At 47.2% G+C, this 17,584-nt stretch carries 10 protein-coding genes; 9 read left to right on the top strand and 1 reads right to left on the bottom strand.

The annotated features are described in order from the left end of the window. Positions 1 to 12: 12 nt before the first annotated feature. The 7 genes from IQ257_RS15485 (at position 13) to IQ257_RS15455 (ending at position 7,903) form a co-directional block, all read left to right on the top strand. Positions 13 to 786, top strand: a complete 774-nt coding sequence (locus IQ257_RS15485) for a Uma2 family endonuclease (protein ID WP_193878451.1) — start codon at positions 13 to 15, stop codon at positions 784 to 786. A 396-nt stretch (positions 787 to 1,182) separates the two neighbouring features. Next, the gene (locus IQ257_RS15480) at positions 1,183 to 1,536 is read left to right on the top strand and encodes a hypothetical protein (protein ID WP_193878453.1); all 354 of its coding nucleotides are present in this window, start codon (positions 1,183 to 1,185) and stop codon (positions 1,534 to 1,536) included. A 46-nt stretch (positions 1,537 to 1,582) separates the two neighbouring features. Continuing rightward, on the top strand, positions 1,583 to 1,912 hold the full coding sequence (locus IQ257_RS15475; protein WP_228060741.1) for a hypothetical protein: 330 nt from the start codon (positions 1,583 to 1,585) through the stop codon (positions 1,910 to 1,912). Positions 1,913 to 2,349: 437 nt separating this feature from the next. After that, the gene (locus tag IQ257_RS15470) at positions 2,350 to 5,736 is read left to right on the top strand and encodes a DUF3987 domain-containing protein (RefSeq protein WP_193878457.1); all 3,387 of its coding nucleotides are present in this window, start codon (positions 2,350 to 2,352) and stop codon (positions 5,734 to 5,736) included. Between the two features lie 379 nt (positions 5,737 to 6,115). Then, on the top strand, positions 6,116 to 6,748 hold the full coding sequence (locus IQ257_RS15465) for a ParA family protein (protein ID WP_193878459.1): 633 nt from the start codon (positions 6,116 to 6,118) through the stop codon (positions 6,746 to 6,748). 2 nt (positions 6,749 to 6,750) lie between these two features. Then, positions 6,751 to 7,005 (top strand): ribbon-helix-helix domain-containing protein, encoded by a 255-nt coding sequence (locus IQ257_RS15460; RefSeq protein ID WP_193878461.1) that lies wholly within the window; start codon positions 6,751 to 6,753, stop codon positions 7,003 to 7,005. 256 nt (positions 7,006 to 7,261) lie between these two features. Further along, the gene (locus IQ257_RS15455) at positions 7,262 to 7,903 is read left to right on the top strand and encodes a type I restriction endonuclease subunit R (protein WP_193878463.1); all 642 of its coding nucleotides are present in this window, start codon (positions 7,262 to 7,264) and stop codon (positions 7,901 to 7,903) included. Positions 7,904 to 8,089: 186 nt separating this feature from the next. Here IQ257_RS15455 and IQ257_RS15450 read toward each other — a convergent pair whose 3' ends face one another. Beyond that, positions 8,090 to 8,953, bottom strand: a complete 864-nt coding sequence (locus IQ257_RS15450) for a tyrosine-type recombinase/integrase (RefSeq protein ID WP_193933105.1) — start codon at positions 8,951 to 8,953, stop codon at positions 8,090 to 8,092. Between the two features lie 178 nt (positions 8,954 to 9,131). Here IQ257_RS15450 and IQ257_RS31540 point away from each other — a divergent pair, with 178 nt between their 5' ends. Both IQ257_RS31540 and IQ257_RS15435 read left to right on the top strand, forming a co-directional pair. Beyond that, on the top strand, positions 9,132 to 9,314 hold the full coding sequence (locus IQ257_RS31540) for a hypothetical protein (RefSeq protein WP_193877661.1): 183 nt from the start codon (positions 9,132 to 9,134) through the stop codon (positions 9,312 to 9,314). 505 nt (positions 9,315 to 9,819) lie between these two features. Then, on the top strand, positions 9,820 to 17,367 hold the full coding sequence (locus IQ257_RS15435; protein WP_193877659.1) for a SpvB/TcaC N-terminal domain-containing protein: 7,548 nt from the start codon (positions 9,820 to 9,822) through the stop codon (positions 17,365 to 17,367). The last annotated feature ends 217 nt before the right edge of the window (positions 17,368 to 17,584 follow it).

Genomic DNA, 17,584 nt, shown 5'->3' with positions numbered 1-17,584 from the left:
AGGAGCGCCATTATGATACAGTACAACCCGTTGCAATATCTTCCCACTGCTGAAGAACTACCCGACTCCGACGACACCCCTGTGGATAATGAACTGCAAATCCTGATTCCCAATCTTTTACGAGCAATTCTGGCTTGGCTATGGGTAGAGCGCATGGACTGGTTTTTGGGAATTAACATGGGGGTCTACTACTCTCCAGGTGTAGACGCGATTGTACCAGATGGCTTTCTCAGTTTAGGAGTCGAGCGGTTCAAAACAGGTGGCAAGCTCCGACTGAGTTACGTCCTTTGGCAAGAGAACGACATTGTACCGCAGTGGGTGTTAGAGGTCGTCTCTCGAACGCCTGGTGGTGAGTACGACGGGAAAATGACCAAGTATGCCGAGATGGGTGTGCTTTACTACACCATCTACAATCCTGACTACTGGAAACGAGATCAGCATGACCCATTTGAGGTTTATCGCCTTGTGAATGGGGTCTATGTGCGTCAAGAGGGGATGAGAGTGTGGATGCCTGAAATAGAGCTAGGGATTGGTTGTGAAAGGGGTACTCATGAAGGATGCACTAGGGAGTGGCTCTACTGGTATGACCAGCTGGGGAACCGCTTGCCCACTCCCGCGAATGTCATTGAACAAGAACGGCAGCGAGCTGAACAAGAACAACAGCGAGCTGAACAAGAACGGCAGCGAGCTGAACAAGAACAACAGCGAGCTAACCAACTAGAGCAGCAACTTGAAGACTTGCGTGCCAAGCTGCTCAAGCAGGGAATTGAGCCAGACAGCCTGTAAGGACTTACACAAAACTTTCATCAATTGGCTGCGATTTTAATTTTTCCAGAGTGACAGAAGAGCGATACATTCTGTCCTGAAACGAAATGGCTCAGACTTCATCTTTAAAAGCTCCCTGTGGGCATCAGCCAGTTGCCTGCGGTGATGTAAATTCGGTTGTCGGGGACAGAGCAATTCTGGACTCAGACTAGTACTCATTGTCACAATCTGGCGATGGGGAATGGAAGTAAATGCCAAATTCACCCCCATGGAAACAAAATTGCAACTCCTGAACCAAGATCAAACTTGGCTCAAATGAGGTTGAATATTTATTGCACCTACATTGCTGCAATTTTCTATAGTCTAGTTAGACTAGACAAAGATATCATAAGATTGCAGCAATGTTGTGACACTTTTATGGAACCAATGGAAGCAACTCTACCAATGGCGAAGTTTACGACGAGAATCACAAGTGCCGAGTTCGGGGATTGGCACTATGTTCAACTGCTTTGTTGGGCATTTACTGATAAAAAGCAAAGCAAGGGAACTTTAATCAGAGATATTGCTGCTGCTCGTGTGGAAGATGGGAGCAACCGAGCTGTTCTCAACGACAAACTACAGGAATTTGTAAAAATGTACTGTCTGGGGTCAGTGGAAGAATTAAGAGAGCGAGTCCTACAAGCTGACAAAGACGGCGTGACGATCAAAGAACTCCATCGACAACTAGCTAACGCGGCTGGCGTCGAAACGGATGAAGCAACGGAAGAGTAAAACAATGCAGTCCTCTGCTGCCAAGGACAGGTACTTCAAACCTTTTATGAATCCCCGAACCTACCAACTCAACGTACTGATATTTTTGAAAGACTTCAACGGACAACATCAAAACTTGCTCAATCAGTTACCAGGGCTTTTTTCTTGGCTGGCAACACGCTTGTGCTTCAGTTCCGGCTCTAGGATTCAGACCACTGGGAAAAAACTCAACGAAGGAAAACAACTTCCCTCGTACAAAAATATTCGACAACATTTTTCTCTTGCCGAGTTTATAGTATCTTTAAACTTATCCTTTACCAAGAAAATCGGGCAGATTGCTCTGCCCGGATTGTACTCAAATCATGGAGGTGATGTGTTTTCCCCCTTAGCGAACTAAGTACATAAGTGAGCGGCTTAATGCCGCCTACCAAACAACACGGAGGTTTCAACTCTGGACGGTTCCACGATTCTTAGCAGGATTAGAAAAACCGTTTTGAGCAATGAATTTCCGAGGTTTTATGCTGTCATCTTATTAGTTTAGATGCCTTGGCACTAAACAACAAGAGTTCCTAGGACAATTTTTTAGATTTTTTTTAACAGCAGGCACCTCGGCAGTTTCAAGCATCTGGCACTTTATCAAGAAGGAATTAACAGGGAACGGACAACCGGAAACAGGAAGGCAAGAAATAGGGACGGGTTCAGTAAATCTCTCGCCTTTACCAAGTCCCCCCTACCACGTCACTCTCGACCCATTAACTTCCAGCACACAAAGTCCTAGCTTGGTGGAAACCTCCACGGCACACCCTCGAAAACAAGCCGCAGGAGTTATTAACAATGTTTACTCGCAACTCAAACCCATCCATAGACCAAGAGCAAGCCAAAAGACAACCTACGAAAACTTTATCAGCCCTCCAACAGCGACTCATTAAGGGACTAGACCTACTGCCTGATGATATCCCCCTATGTCTGCTCAACGGGAAAAAGGCACCCCAAGGAAGAGACTGGCAAAATAGACCTTACACTAAAGCAGAAGTTGAACACGCGATCGCACACGGCATTGAGTTAGAGAATTCTTCTGGGAAAAAGTACCACTTCTATCCTCAAGGATACGGACTGATGCCAGGACGCCCAATTACTGTTAATGGGGAAAAGCGGTATCTGCTCATCGTTGACCAAGACGGGACATCTGCCAAGCGGAAAATTGAGGAGCTGTCCGGGGGCGATATTCCTGAAACAGTCAAAACCACATCAGGACGCCCTGACCGCTGCCACCTAATTTTCTACGTTACCTCCGAATACGCTCCATACCTAAGAACCAAGAAAATCCCCACCGGGGAACTGGGAGAAGACGGAAAGCCGGAACACGTTGAGCTGCTTTGGCTAGGAAGACAAGCCGTTCTGCCTCCATCCGTTCATCCGCTGACAGGAAGCTACCAGTACTTCGACTGTGAATTTTTTGATATCACTAAAATTGCCTACGCGCCCGATTGGGTTATTGAGCAGATGCTGTTCGATCCGGAGCCAGAACCAATCAGCATACCTGCACCGACTTACACCCCTATATCCCGAACGAATGAACAGTGGACGGCTATTGATTGGGCATTAAGCTACCTTAATGCCCTTAACTCCTACCGTGCCGATGATTACGATGATTGGCTTGCCGTGGGCATGGCATTGCATAGCATTGATGACAGCCTACTTACCGAGTGGGATGCTTGGTCACGCTCCTCACCCAAGTATAAGCCAGGTGAGTGTGAGAAGAAATGGAAATCATTTAGCAGCTCTGGAAATAGCAGCTTTGGAAAGATAACAATCGGGACGTTGGGACAGATGGCAAAGCAGGATGGATGGCGGAGTCCGTTTGAGAAGTCAGCTAGTTTTTCTGATAAAAAGAAACAGAGCGATCGCGTCATCCAGAATGGAGCTGTCATGGGTGACAGTCGGATTAACATTGACGACCACAACCTAGACATCATAGGCATTGCAGCTACTGTCGCTACTGTCACCGAAATCCTGAAAACCGGGTTTCCCGACTGGATGGAAATTCACAAACTTGAGACTCTCAGGGTAAAATCTGAGTTGAACAACAAGCAAGCCTTCTATGCCTTGGTGAATGGAATTAAGACCCAACTTGATGAAGTGCAGCCGGAAGATGAAATCAGGCTACGGGCGCTAATTGACTGGCACAACGCAGAACTCAACTTCCATAAGGCACTGCCCTCAATGGCAGATGACATTTTGCACGATGCCTCCATTCTTAATATCGACCCCATCGGCATCTGGCAGTATCTTTTCCCGGCGGTACTTTCACTCGCAGGCAAACGGGTAAACCTGGATGTCGGCAGCCACTTCATTCCCGCGATCGCCTGGACTGCCCTCGTTGCCGAATCCGGTGCAGGAAAGACAAGGGCTGAGAATCTAGTCACCAGCCCTATGAAACAGCTACAACAAAGCGCCAGGGAGCGATTCCAGGCGGAGTTGGAAGAATGGGAAGAAACGATTGCGAACCAGGAGAAAGGGAAAGGCAAGAAGCCTCCCAAGCCCGTTGAGCGGAAATATTTGTTTGATATCGCCACCATTCAGGCTGTCATGAAACGGCAGTCGGAGCAAGGGCTAAACGGCTCGTTATGGGCAAGGGATGAGCTGGTGGGGATGTTTCAGTCCTTTAATCAGTTCAACAAGGGAGAAAGCGAAGCTATTAGCTGCCTCTTGGCATCCTGGGATGGGGGTAGCAACCAAGTTGACCGCGTTAATCAAGACGACAGCTATTTTACGAATACGACTCGCCTAAGTATAGCGGGTGGACTCCAGCCGGGAATTTTCCAAAAAGCCTTCAAAGACCCAAATGACCCCCAAGGGTTGCAGGCTCGGTTCCTGTTTGCTACGATGAAGCCCCAAAAGCCGAAACGGGTAAAAGGGTTCTGCCTTTTAAGTGAGAAACTGCCTTTCCTTTACGAGTGGCTGGATACTCTGCCTGAAGGCAAAATCAAGTTATCCATTGAGGCAGATCAATACTACGACAAGCTTTATGAGGTGATTGGTGAGCAAGCTTTCAATACCTCCATGCCTGCTATCCGGGCTTGGATGTTTAAATTACCGGCTCAACTCCTCAGAATCGCTTTAGGACTTCATCTGATTGAATGCTACCACGATCGCACTCGTCCCCTGTGGACGCTGCAAAAGGACACCCTAGAGAGGGCTGTACTGTTTGCCCAATACTATCGCTCAACATTCCACATCGTACAGACGACAGCCGCTGACACAGACGACATCAGCGCTATTCTGCTGCAAATCTGGGATAAAGCCATCACACGGCATCCAGAGGGCATTAGCACCCGTGATGCTTACCGTGAGATAAAAGCTATCCAATACCGTGCCAAGGATTCCCGGCGTCCGGTTGGTGCCTATACTGCCGATTTGTTTACCAGGTTGGAACAGATGGGTAAGGGGACTGTAATCCGAAAAGGTCGTCAGATCAAATTCGTAGCGACTCTAGCCCTACCGCCTTTAACTCCCGATGGTTCGGCTTGCGGGAGTGCTGAAACTGAGCGAAGCCGAAGTTTCAAGCCAGAATCGACACATCTCAGTGACAGAGTGACGGACTCCGAAATGGTGGTAAAACCAACGGTTTCAATCGTCGCTGACAATAAACTGTCACCCGTGACCGTTGAGGAAAATACCAACTCTATCACTCAAGCATTAAGCAGCTCTGAAGAGGCGATAGCGATCTCCGAAGTGGCACACTCTGAATCAGCAGCGGAGGAAGAAGTGGCACAGGTAGGGGCAGAAAAAGTAATCGCACCATCACCCAAACCTATCCACACCTACGAATCCATCACAGAGGAAATCGATATAGAGATGCGGCGACTGGGATGGGACAAATCTACGGGACGGGATTATCTGGAGCAAACCTACGGTAAGCGATCGCGTCAACTACTGACCGATGAGGAGATGAGTGACTTTCTGAATCACCTGAAATCACTCCCTACCCCCGAACTTGAAACACAGCAGAACGTGGATAACCTTGTGGTGGGGCGTTCCTACTTGATCCAGCGAATCGTAGGAGCACACCTAGATCTGCGTGTTGAATGGCTGGAAGCGATACTTGAATCAGTTCCCAACCCACCTCAACAAAACTTCTGGCTGTTTCGCGTCGAGAACGGGCAAAACGTCCCTATTCACGGTATTGAAGAGGTGCGATCGCTTCCTCATCTTCCGTGAAGGTAAAGCGACCGTCGTTTTAACGGCATAGGGCAGTTTATCAACGGTTGAGGTCAACAATGAACCCAGAATGGCTTTACTGATTTGGATGTTGTGCCACTAACTTTTTGAGGAGGGGATGACACTGATGTTTTGATGCCAATAGCCTCTAACCGATGTTTCTTTACATCGTGTCCTATTGTGTGCGTATTCCGGCTTTACGCTACACCGGGATTTTGGAGGTACTTAACGGCTACTTTGCTATCAAACTAGCAAGCTATTTATATAGCAATAGTTCCAGTAGCTTTGTAAAACTATGGTTTTTTAGTCAGAACCGAGCTAGAATAGCATTCATAGTTTGCTATCAAACTAGCAAGGTAGCAAACTAGTAAGGTAGCAAATGAAAGTCATTAGCCTGTTATCCCGTAAGGGAGGCTCCGGCAAATCAACCCTCACCGTTCACTGGGGTGTTGAAGCTCAGAAAACCAAGGGCAACCGGGTTGTCCTCATTGATACCGACCCGCAGGGGTCTTGCTCATCCTGGTACAACAAGCGAGAAGCAGAAACACCGCTGCTGATTCAATCCAACACGAAAACGATCAAAGACCACATTGAAGCCTGTCGTGCAGACGGGATAAACTTCGTCATCGTTGACACAGTACCCGACATTAATAATCTCGCCGTTCATGCTGCACGGGTTTCTGATTTGGTGGTTATCCCAGTTCGACCTTCTGTGCTGGACTTAGAATCTATTAGCGCCAGTATTGAACTGGCAGAAGGGATTGGATTGCCTGCGGTCATCGTTCTCAACCAAGCACCTCCCAGCTCGACTATCACAGATGAAGCTAAGACAGCTCTAACCAACTACAGTCTACCTATCTGTCCGGTGCCTATTTTCAATCGGCTCATTTTTTGTCGAGCCATGATTGATGGTCGTGTCGCTGGTGAAATCGAGCGTAAGGGAAAAGCCGCGACCGAAATTCGCAAAAGCTGGCAGTGGATCTCATCTCAACTTACAGGAGTAGAAAGCTAAACATGGCGAAGAAAGCACCCAGTCTGGCAAATGTCACCCTCAAGAAAGGCAGTACACCCACCGCTGCCGTGCCGTCGGCATCCGCTAATGAGGATAAATCTACTGAGCAACGAAAAGGTCAGACGTTGCGCCTCTCTATCGGCGCTTGGAAACAGCTCAAACATTTAGCGGCAGACCTGGGTAAACCTGTTCACGACCTTTTGATTGAGGCGGTCAACGACCTGTTCTCCAAGTACGGTAAGCCTCCAGTAGCTTGATAGTTTGCTATCAAGGTAGCAATGGGGTGGGGAGAGATTAAATAGGCTGTAAGTCTTACTCCTTAAGGATTTTAGGAAAAATAAGTGAGTGGATAATCAAATAAAATTGATAGCAGTTTTCCATGATGTTGCGCGACCAGATGCGGTTATTGCAGCAAAGATTAATCAAGCTTTGTTTGATTTTATATTTGGGATTTTATGAGCTATTGTCTGAGCGTAAGAGTTGGACAATAGAAGCAGAGTATAGTTTGTAATCATGAGTACAACCCTAGCCGTTACTGAAGTAATCACTTCCATTAATGAAGCCCAATCCCAGTTCAATTTGAGCCGGACGCCTGACCTCCAGTTTTTCTCGGAGTGGCAGGAAACTCTGCCGGAAGTTTCTCAAGGGGAACGGGAAACGTTAGACCGGGTTAAGAATAGCTACCTGTACAACAGTGCGGATGGAGCCATGACAGAGGCTACGGTCAATTTGCTGTTAGTTTCCCCACTATTATATTTAGCAGGTTTCTGCGACCCTCCTTATAAGCTGCGGGGTGAAAAGTCGGTTGAGATTGCGGTTGAAGAACGAGAGGAAATCTACAGAGGATGGATTGATGCGCTCGTTTTACAAAATCAGTTTTGGTTAGCATTGGTTGAATCTAAACAAACCAAATTTTCTTTCTCAGTTGCTATTCCCCAAGCTCTAGCTTACATGATGGCAAATCCTTATCCAGAGCGACCGACTTTTGGCTTAGTGACGAATGGCGACAGTTTTATGTTTATTAAGTTAGTTAAGGAACCTGTTGCTCAGTACGACTTGTCAACGGATTTTTCTATCTTTGCCCGTCCTCAAAATGAGTTGTATGAAGTCCTGCGGGTGATGAAACGAATTGGCGCACTCATTCAGCATTTCTAGAGCGCCCGTCTAGTCAAAATAATTGACAAAAGAATAAATTGTGTATTCAAGCTTCATCAGTGTAGATGTGCTTAACTTGATGTCAGGACTAGCGGTTGGCTGTTAAAGTTTGTAGGGTTGAGGTGAAGCGATCGCACTCTCAGAATCTGAACGGTCAGTTTTTCAGAGAAACAGGAGCGTGCGCCCTCATCCCGGTAAGTACAGGCTGGAACTATCTTCCGGACGGGCATGGAGATAGCGGCTGGTAATGGCGACGCTGGAATGCCCCAAAGTTTCAGCAACGAGATGGATTTTTGCTCCCCGTTCCAGAGCATGAGTTGCATGGGCATGGCGCAACCAGTGGGGTGAAACGTTGCCCTTGATTCCAGGTCGTTTACCTGCGGCTTTGACAATCTGATGCACCCGTTCCCGCGTCAAGTGACCGGAGTGGCTGCCCTTGCGAGAGCGGAACACGGGTTCATTAGGAGTCGCATCTCCTCTAAGTTGCATGAGTTCTACCCACAAGGACGCGGGAAGCAAAATACTGCGAGTCTTGGAACCTTTACCCAGGACGGTGACTTGTCCGCTATTGCCCCGAAGCTGTAAATTGTTCCACGTCAACTGACACAGTTCAGAAGCGCGTAATCCGCCTAGGTACAATAGCCTCAAGATTGCTCGATTTCTCGGGTTCGTCTCCAGGGCAATCATCGTTTGAACTTCTAACTCCGTTAACAGCCGTTCGTTGAGGGTATCTGGTGCTTCAGGAAGTTCGACTAACGCTCCAACATTTCGGGGTAATACCTCGCTTTTGTTGCCAAAGGAAATCAGGGAGCGGACAGCCGCCATAATGGTACGCTGAGTACTTTTAGCAAGACCCTGCTCTTCTAAAGAAGCCGCAAATCCCTGGACTTCTGCCAGCGTTACCAAGTGCAGGGGCTTTCCCACAAAGGAGATAAAGCGCATGGCATAGAGGCGGTAATACTCAGAAGTGCGGACACTTTTGCCGTGCAGCCACAAAGAAACTAATTGCTCAGTAGCTGAAAAGGCTGTTTGTGTTGCAAGCTTGTTCATCTCCACCCCCCGCACGCTTATCATACTCTGCTCAAGTACTCCAAGCGATAACACTCTTGGGAAATATTTCACTTTAGTAACTTATTGTGAAATTGGGGTGTGAAGGCGTTCCTCACGGTTCGCTCATTTGTGGGTTCGCTTGTCCTTTGTGAAATTTGTGCGGGTCATCAACTGAGTCGTGACTTCAGCCACATCGGGCAAACAGATTACCCTGACCAACCTGCTCAAACCAAGGCGTGGGTTGAGCCTCTACTTAATCGGCAAGACGAACTACACTCTGACAAATTTAGTTGAGCATCTGCAACTTTTTAGTCACGACACAATCAATCGCTATCTCAGAGGAGAAAAACTAACTCCTTGACTACTAGGGGATAACGTTGAACATCTTATTCAACTAGATATGGATAGTTGGTATGCAGCTCAGACCCTGATGGCTTTAATCGAGAAGCTTGGCAAAATTTATTACTGTCCTTTGAAACGGAATCGCTTAGTAGATGATAGCGGAGGAGTAGAAAAATACAAGAAGATTGAAAACCACTCGTTGGTCAAGAGAAGAACGACAGAAAGGGAATTTGACTCTACGCTATATCTGGTGTATTTGCGTAAGTCTTAAGATTTGTAGCAGCTCTATCACCTGCCAATCAATTTACTGTATCTTCAAGCAAGGTAATTGTTAGCCATCGCTGGACTCAGACAAGACACTGGGGTTGCTCCTACGGTTTGTTTTATTTTTTGAATTTCCTCCGGAATATACATTGAACTAGTGTAGGGATTGGAGAATCTTGCATGGCTCTTCTTTATAACTGAATAGTTCCGGTCAGCGCCCCCCTAAACTTCACACGGTTTGCCCTCAGCAAGTGCGCCTTATGAACGAACAATCCTCTCCTGTAGATCAGCATTCTTCCAGCTTGGGACGGAGTAACAGTAACGGAACAGCAGCAGGCAATAGCTACTTTTCACCGCCACCTGCTCTGTCACTGCCCAAGGGGGGAGGCGCAATCAAAGGTATGGGTGAGAAGTTTGCAGCTAACCCCGTGACTGGAACTGGCGCTATGAGTGTACCCATTGCCACCAGCCCCGGTCGATCTGGGTTTGCTCCACAACTTTCTCTTTCCTATGACTCTGGGGCAGGCAACGAGATATTTGGTTTGGGTTGGAGTCTGTCACTGCCTTCCATCACACGCAAAACGGATAAAGGCTTGCCCCGATACGGCGATGCTGAGGAGTCCGATAGCGAAGCGTTAGCGAGTCTTCGAGCGTCTGTCTTCATTCTCTCTGGGGCAGAAGACCTGGTGCCACTGCTGAAATCAGATGGTACGGTTGATGAAACGCTGCGGGATGGATACCGCATTCGCAAATACCGTCCCCGGATTGAAGGATTGTTTGCCCGAATTGAACGCTGGACAAAACTGGATTCGGGAGAGACTCACTGGCGTTCCATTTCTAAAGACAATATCACGACACTTTACGGCAAAACCGCCGAAAGCCGTATTGCTAATCCAGATGATCCGACGCAAATCTTTAGCTGGCTGATCTGCGAGAGTTACGACGATAAAGGCAATGCCATCCACTACGAATACAAGGCAGAAAATTCGGAGGGTGTGGATACAGCGCAGGCACACGAGCGCAACCGTACCCCAGAAAGCCGTGCAGTCAACCGCTACCTGAAGCGAATCAAATACGGGAATCGGGTTTCCCGGCTAGTGCAGCCTGACCTGATGCAGGCGGATTGGTTGTTTGAAGTGGTGTTGGACTACGGGGAACACGATTCAACTGACCCCAAACCGGATGACTCCGGAGTGTGGTCGGTTCGCAATGACCCCTTTTCCTCCTACCGAGCTGGCTTTGAAGTTCGTACCTATCGCCTCTGCCAACGGGTGCTGATGTTTCATCACTTCCCGGAAGAAGCAGGTGTGGGGGAGGATTGTTTAGTGCGATCGCTAGACTTTACCTATTCCTACGAACAAAACCCCAGCAATTTCCGCAATCCTATTTACTCATTATTACTTTCAGTAAAGCAGACGGGCTACAAGCGAAATCCTGAAGGCGGCTATATACAGAAATCTTTGCCCCCTCTGGAATTTAGTTACAGTGAAGCTAATATTGATGAGACAGTACGTGAAGTTGAGCCTGCCAGTTTAGAAAATCTGCCCCAAGGTTTGGATGGAACTCGGTATCAGTGGGTGGATTTGGATGGCGAAGGGTTGTCAGGAATTTTGACGGAACAGGGGAATGGGTGGTTTTATAAGCGCAATCTCAGCCCGATTAACACTGTTAAAACCAATGGCTCTGAACATATAGAGGCGCGTTTTGCTCCGGTTGAATTGGTTGCCAGCAAACCTGCGATCGCTCTGAGTAATGGCGCACAGTTTCTTGACCTAGCTGGTGATGGTCAACTTGATGTGGTAGCTTTACGTAGTCCAACTCCTGGTTTTTATGAACGTACTCACGACGAAAATTGGGAATCATTTATTGCCTTTAAGTCTTTGCCCAACCTGGATTGGGATAATCCGAACCTAAAGTTTATTGACTTAGATGGGGATGGACATAGCGACATTTTGATTACGGAAGATGATTGTTTTGTTTGGTATCCATCTCTAGCTGAAGATGGGTTTGGGGCAGCAAAACGGGTACATCAACCTTGGGATGAAGAGCAGGGGCCTCGTGTTGTGTTTGCCGACAGTACCCAGTCAATTCACTTGGCGGATATGTCGGGGGATGGACTGACGGATATTGTACGGATTCGTAATGGGGAAGTGTGTTACTGGCCTAATCTGGGCTATGGGCGCTTTGGGGCGAAGGTGACGATGGATAATGCCCCTTGGTTTGATGCACCGGATATCTTTAATCAACGCCGAATTGTCTTGGCAGATATTGATGGCTCTGGGACAACAGATATTTTGTACCTAAGTGGAAAAGGCGTTCAGGTTTATTTCAATCAGTCAGGTAATGGTTGGGCAGTGAAGCGCACATTGAGACATTTCCCAGCGATTGACAATGTGGCTTCAGTGACGATAATCGATTTATTGGGGAATGGGACTGCCTGCTTGGTATGGTCTTCTCCTCTACTTGGTAATGCTCAACGTGTGATGCGATATATCGACCTGATGGGCGGGCAAAAGCCGCATTTGCTGATTAAGACAGTGAATAACCTGGGTGCAGAAACGGTTGTGCAGTATGCGCCTTCCACGAAGTTTTATTTGCAAGATAAGTTTGCAGGTAAACCCTGGATTACAAAGTTACCGTTCCCAGTTCACGTAGTAGAGCGAGTGGAGACCTATGACCAGATTACGGGCAATCGATTTGTCACGCTGTACCGCTATCACCACGGCTATTACGACGGTAAGGAACGAGAGTTTCGGGGCTTTGGTTTTGTAGAGCAGTGGGATACGGAGTCCTATTCAGCCTTCAGCGCCGGAGGAGGGACGAATGCTTTGGAGGAAGCCCTTCATATGCCGCCTGTTTATACCAAGACCTGGTTTCACACCGGAGTGTATGTAGACCGCGATTCTCCTTCGGAGACATTGCATGAACGCATTTCCCGATTGTTTTCTCAGGAATATTATCGAGAACCCACAGCAACCGATCTAGAGTTCGAGGCGTCACTGTTGCCAGACACAGTTCTCCCCCTCGGATTGACATTGCCTGATGGTACGCTTCTGCCTCAAAATTTGACACCTCAGGAGGAGCATGAAGCCTGTCGATCGCTTCGTGGGCAAGTCCTACGGCAGGAAATCTATTCACAGGATAATTCTCCCGAAAGCCAGCATCCCTACAGCGTTTCGGAGCGTAACTATGAAATCCGCTGGCTGCAACCGAGGCAGGATGAGCAGTATGGCGTGTTTTTCACTCATCAGAGCGAGACGATTGACTATTACTACGAGCGGAATCCAGAAGACCCGCGCATTAGTCACCAGATGACATTGGCAGTGGATGGGTTTGGGAATGTTACCCAATCTGCGGCAGTTGTCTATCCCCGGCGTAACCCTGCCTTTCCAGAACAAGAGAAAACGCTCATCACTTACATACAAGCTAATTTCATCAATCGACCCGATGTTTGGGAATTATACCGCATCGGTGTTCCGTTTGAGACTCGGACTTACGAGATTACTGGGGTGCTGGGTTCAGGAAATACGCTGTTCTCGCTGTCTGAACTGCGTGATGCAATAGAAAGTGCTTCAGAAATTTCTTACGAAATGCAACCTAGCGCTGGTTTACTGCAAAAGCGGCTGATTGAGTGCGATCGCATTCTCTATTACAAAGATAATTTGACGGGTTCATTGCCGTTGGGACAAGTTGAATCTCTTGCCTTACCCTATGAAAGCTACAAGCTGGCGTTAACTCCGGAACTGATTAATCAGGTTTTTGAAAGTCGCGTCAACGATGACATTCTCACCAATGAAGGTAAATATATCTTGCAGGATGGAGTTTGGTGGATTGCTTCGGGTCGGCAAATTTTTGATGCTGCTCAGTTCTACCTGCCAGTCCAGACTATCGATCCGTTCGACCAAACCTTCACGATTACCTATGACAAATATGCTTTGCTCGTAGAACAGACCGAAGACCCACTGAAGAACCTGGTCTTGGTCGAGAATGACTACCGAGTTTTGCAGCCCAGACAAATCACAGATGCTAATGGTAATCGCTCCCAGGCTGCTTTTGATGCCTTAGGCATGGTGGTAGGGACTGCCGTGATGGGCAAACAAGGGGAAAATAAAGGCGATTCTCTAGAAGATTTTGAACCTAACTTGGATGAGGATATTATTCTCGAGCAAATTCAGAATCCTCTGGCTAACCCGCAGGCAATTTTAGGGAAAGCCACTACTCGACTAATCTACGACCTGTGGGCATACTATCGCACTAAGCAGGAAACTGAGGATGAGCAGGAAAACGGTCAGCCAGTTGTGGTTTACACTTTGGTGCGAGAGGTTCATGAGGCTGATTTAGCAGAGGGCGAGTCAACAAAGATACAACATCGTTTCGTTTATTCCGATGGGTTTGGTCGCGAAATTCAAACCAAGATTCAAGCGGAACCGGGACTGGTGGATGACACGCCTGTAGAGAAGCGATGGGTAGGAACAGGTTGGACAATTTTTAATAATAAGGGGAAACCCGTCAAGCAGTACGAGCCGTTTTTTAGCAACACTCATGAATTTGAGTTTGCTAAACAACTAGGCGTTAGTTCCACGCTTTTCTATGACCCTCTTGGGCGGGTTGTCGCGACGCTACATCCCAATCACACCTATGAAAAAGTCGTTTTCGACCCTTGGCAGCAAACGACTTGGGATGTAAACGATACTGTTGATCGGGAAAATCCCCAAGATGACCCAGATGTCGGCGGTTTTTTCAGCGGTTTAGATGAGGCAGACTATCTGCCCACCTGGTACAGTAACCGGAAAGATGGTCAGTTAGGGTCTGCGGAAAAAGAGGCGGCGACCAAAGCAGCAGCACATACCAATACCCCAACTGTTGCCCATCTCGATACTCTGGGCAGACCTTTTCTGACTGTAGCGGATAACGGGAATTTCGGTAAATATGAAACCCACGTCCGGCTGGATATTGAAGGCAATCAACTGCTTGTCACCGATGCGCGGAAAAACCTGGTGATGGCAAACGCCGTACTGGTTAAAGATGAACAAGGTAATGTTGTCAAAGACCCTCAAGGCAATCCGTTGTTAAAGGTGAGTGCCTTTGATATGCTCGGTCATCAGCTCTACTCCGACAGTATGGATGCTGGAGAGCGCTGGATGTTGAACAATGTGGCTGGAAACCCCATCCGAGGGTGGAATAGCCGAGGGCATCAAACCCGAAATACCTACGATGCGCTACAGCGTCCCACTCATCTGTTCGTGCAACAAGAGAATAATGCAGAGATACTGGCAGAACGCATTGTGTACGGCGAAGCGCATCCCAATGCTGAGGCGCTCAACCTGCGCGGGAAGGCTTACCAGCACTATGACGGGGCGGGGGTTGTTACGAGTGAGGAATACGACTTTAAGGGCAATTTGCTCAGCAGCGATCGCAAGTTAGCGAAATCCTATAAGCAAACTGTGGATTGGTTGCCTTTGGCTGCCCTAACTGATATGTCGGAGATTGCTACAGCTGCGTCTCCTCTGTTGGAAAGCGAAACGTTCACGACGAGTACAGTTTATGACGCTCTCAACCGACCCATCAGTATAACGACTCCCGATAACAGCGAAACTCGACCTATTTATAACGAAGCTAATCTGCTAGAGCAGGTGGACGTGCGGTTGCGCGGTGCGGTTGAGTGGACTCCCTTCGTGACCAATATTGACTACGATGCCAAAGGTCAGCGGCAGTTAATTGAGTACGGCAATGGTGTCCGCACAGTTTATACCTATGACCCACTGACATATCGACTGACTCGGCTACATACAACCCGTGTGTCTGATTCGGTTCGTTTGCAAGACTTGCACTACACCTATGACCCGGTGGGGAATATCACTGAGATTCGGGACGAGGCGCAGCAGACCATTTTCTTCAATAACGAAGTGGTGTCTCCCAGCACCAAGTATGAGTATGACGCGCTGTATCAACTAATACGAGCAGATGGGCGGGAACACGCAGGTCAGGCAGCAAATAATCTACCCGAACATAAGCCGGAATATAAGCCCCACTACGACTTTAACGACTCGACTCGCAGGAACTTGCCGCATCCGAATGATGGTCAGGCGATGCGTAACTATAGCGAGAAATACGAGTACGACTCGGTGGGCAACATCTTGACCCTGATTCACCAGGCGAATGGGGGGAGTTGGACGCGCCGTTACGACTACGCGGAAAACAACAACCGATTGCGAAGCACCAGCTTGCCGGGGGACTTGGATAATGTCCCGTTACCCATAAGATACGAGTATGACGCCCACGGCAATATGACCAAGATGCCTCACTTGCCGCAGATTCAGTGGGATTTCAAAGACCAGATGCAGCAGGTGGATTTGGGTGGTGGTGGCACAGCTTATTACATCTACGATGCTAGTGGTCAGCGGGTGCGGAAGGTACACGAACACAATGGTGCAACGGTGGAGGAACGCATCTATCTGGGTGGCTATGAAATTTACCGCAAGCGTAACGGTAATGGGTTGAAGTTGGAGCGAGAAACACTTCATGTTATGGACGATCGGCAACGAATTGCTTTGGTAGAAACGAAAACAGTTGACACTGAAAATAGCAGCGAAACCCCCTTATTAGCTCCAATTATTCGATATCAACTGGGTAATCATCTGGGTTCGGTTAGCTTAGAAGTCGATGTAGTAGGTGCGGTGATTTCCTATGAGGAATATCATCCGTATGGCACGACTGCTTATCGATCTGGACGCTCAGCAGCAGAGGTGAGCTTGAAGCGGTATCGATATACTAGGAAAGAGCGGGATGAGGAGAGCGGATTATATTACCACGGGGCGCGATATTATGTGCCTTGGTTGGGGAGGTGGCTGAAATCTGATCCTCATAAAGAAAACTATTTTGATATTAGCCCTTATGTCTTTGTTCTTAATAACCCTATTAGGATAACAGATCCTGACGGGAAAGATGTTTATATTCTGTATTACACAGAGGGGAATTCAAGGGGAGATGAGCTGTTTAAAGCATCAGCATATACAAGAAAAGCGGATATTAAAAACAGCAAAGGTTTTGATAAATCTAAAGATATTGTAATTGTTAATCCAATAAAAGATTTAGCCAAAATAAAAGGCGAAGTAAAAAAAATCGTTGACTCCTACAGTCCTCAATATGGCAAAACAAAGGAATTTAGTGTATGGTCTCATGGTGCACTAGATGGACCTATTGGAACAGTTGCTACATCTGCCGATGCCTTAGATGGAAAACAAATGACTGTAACAGGCGGATGGAGTAAAGTTGATTTCAATTGGAAAAATGATGGCGAAGGAACCAATGCCAATTTTTTTGGTTGTAGAACAGGAGTTAACTTGTCAAGCGGCGGCGGAGGTAGCGTTTCTGAAGAAATTCCAGGGCCTTCTTTTGCAGCAAGAATTTCAGCATTATCAAACTTTAAAAATGTTGAAGTAGCAGGGCAATCCTCATCTGCATTTCCTTCTAAATATACCAACATTAGAGTTAATTCAGAAAATGGAGCTGATAATTTCGTGAATTGGGAAACGAATGAGGAAATCAATTTCCAAATAACTTATATGGTTGCAGGAACTAAGAGATGGGATGATTGGGATCTGAATGAGCAAAATGATGCATACGAAATGCAAATTAATAAAAATGGTAAAACAATCAGCAATAGATTTCAAGAAGGTCAAAGAGGAGTTTTTATTGATAGTGAAAGAGAAAGACAGAATGAACAAGATATGACATATTTAAAAAGATCATTATCTGGAGATACTGCTTCCACCCTATATATACTAAGACGGCTGATGGGGAGTTGATAATGTAAGTAAATAAATTTACCTTATTCAAGAGTTGAAATGGTAGCCATAGTGCCGACCACTCTTACAAAAATTAGCACACTCACCCACTATAGTAAGTCTGATAGAGGCAAGTCAACAAAAAATTAACGCTATCAAACACAAAAAAGTTATCCAGAACTTCAAAATTTAATAGGCAAAATAAATGCAGTTTAAATCTATGGGAGGTATCTATAAA

The organism is Coleofasciculus sp. LEGE 07092 (assembly GCF_015207375.1).
Taxonomy (GTDB): Bacteria; Cyanobacteriota; Cyanobacteriia; order Cyanobacteriales; family Coleofasciculaceae; genus LEGE-07092.
The sequence above is the reverse complement of the archived record's forward strand: the minus strand, read 5'-3'. Positions and strand labels throughout refer to the sequence as shown.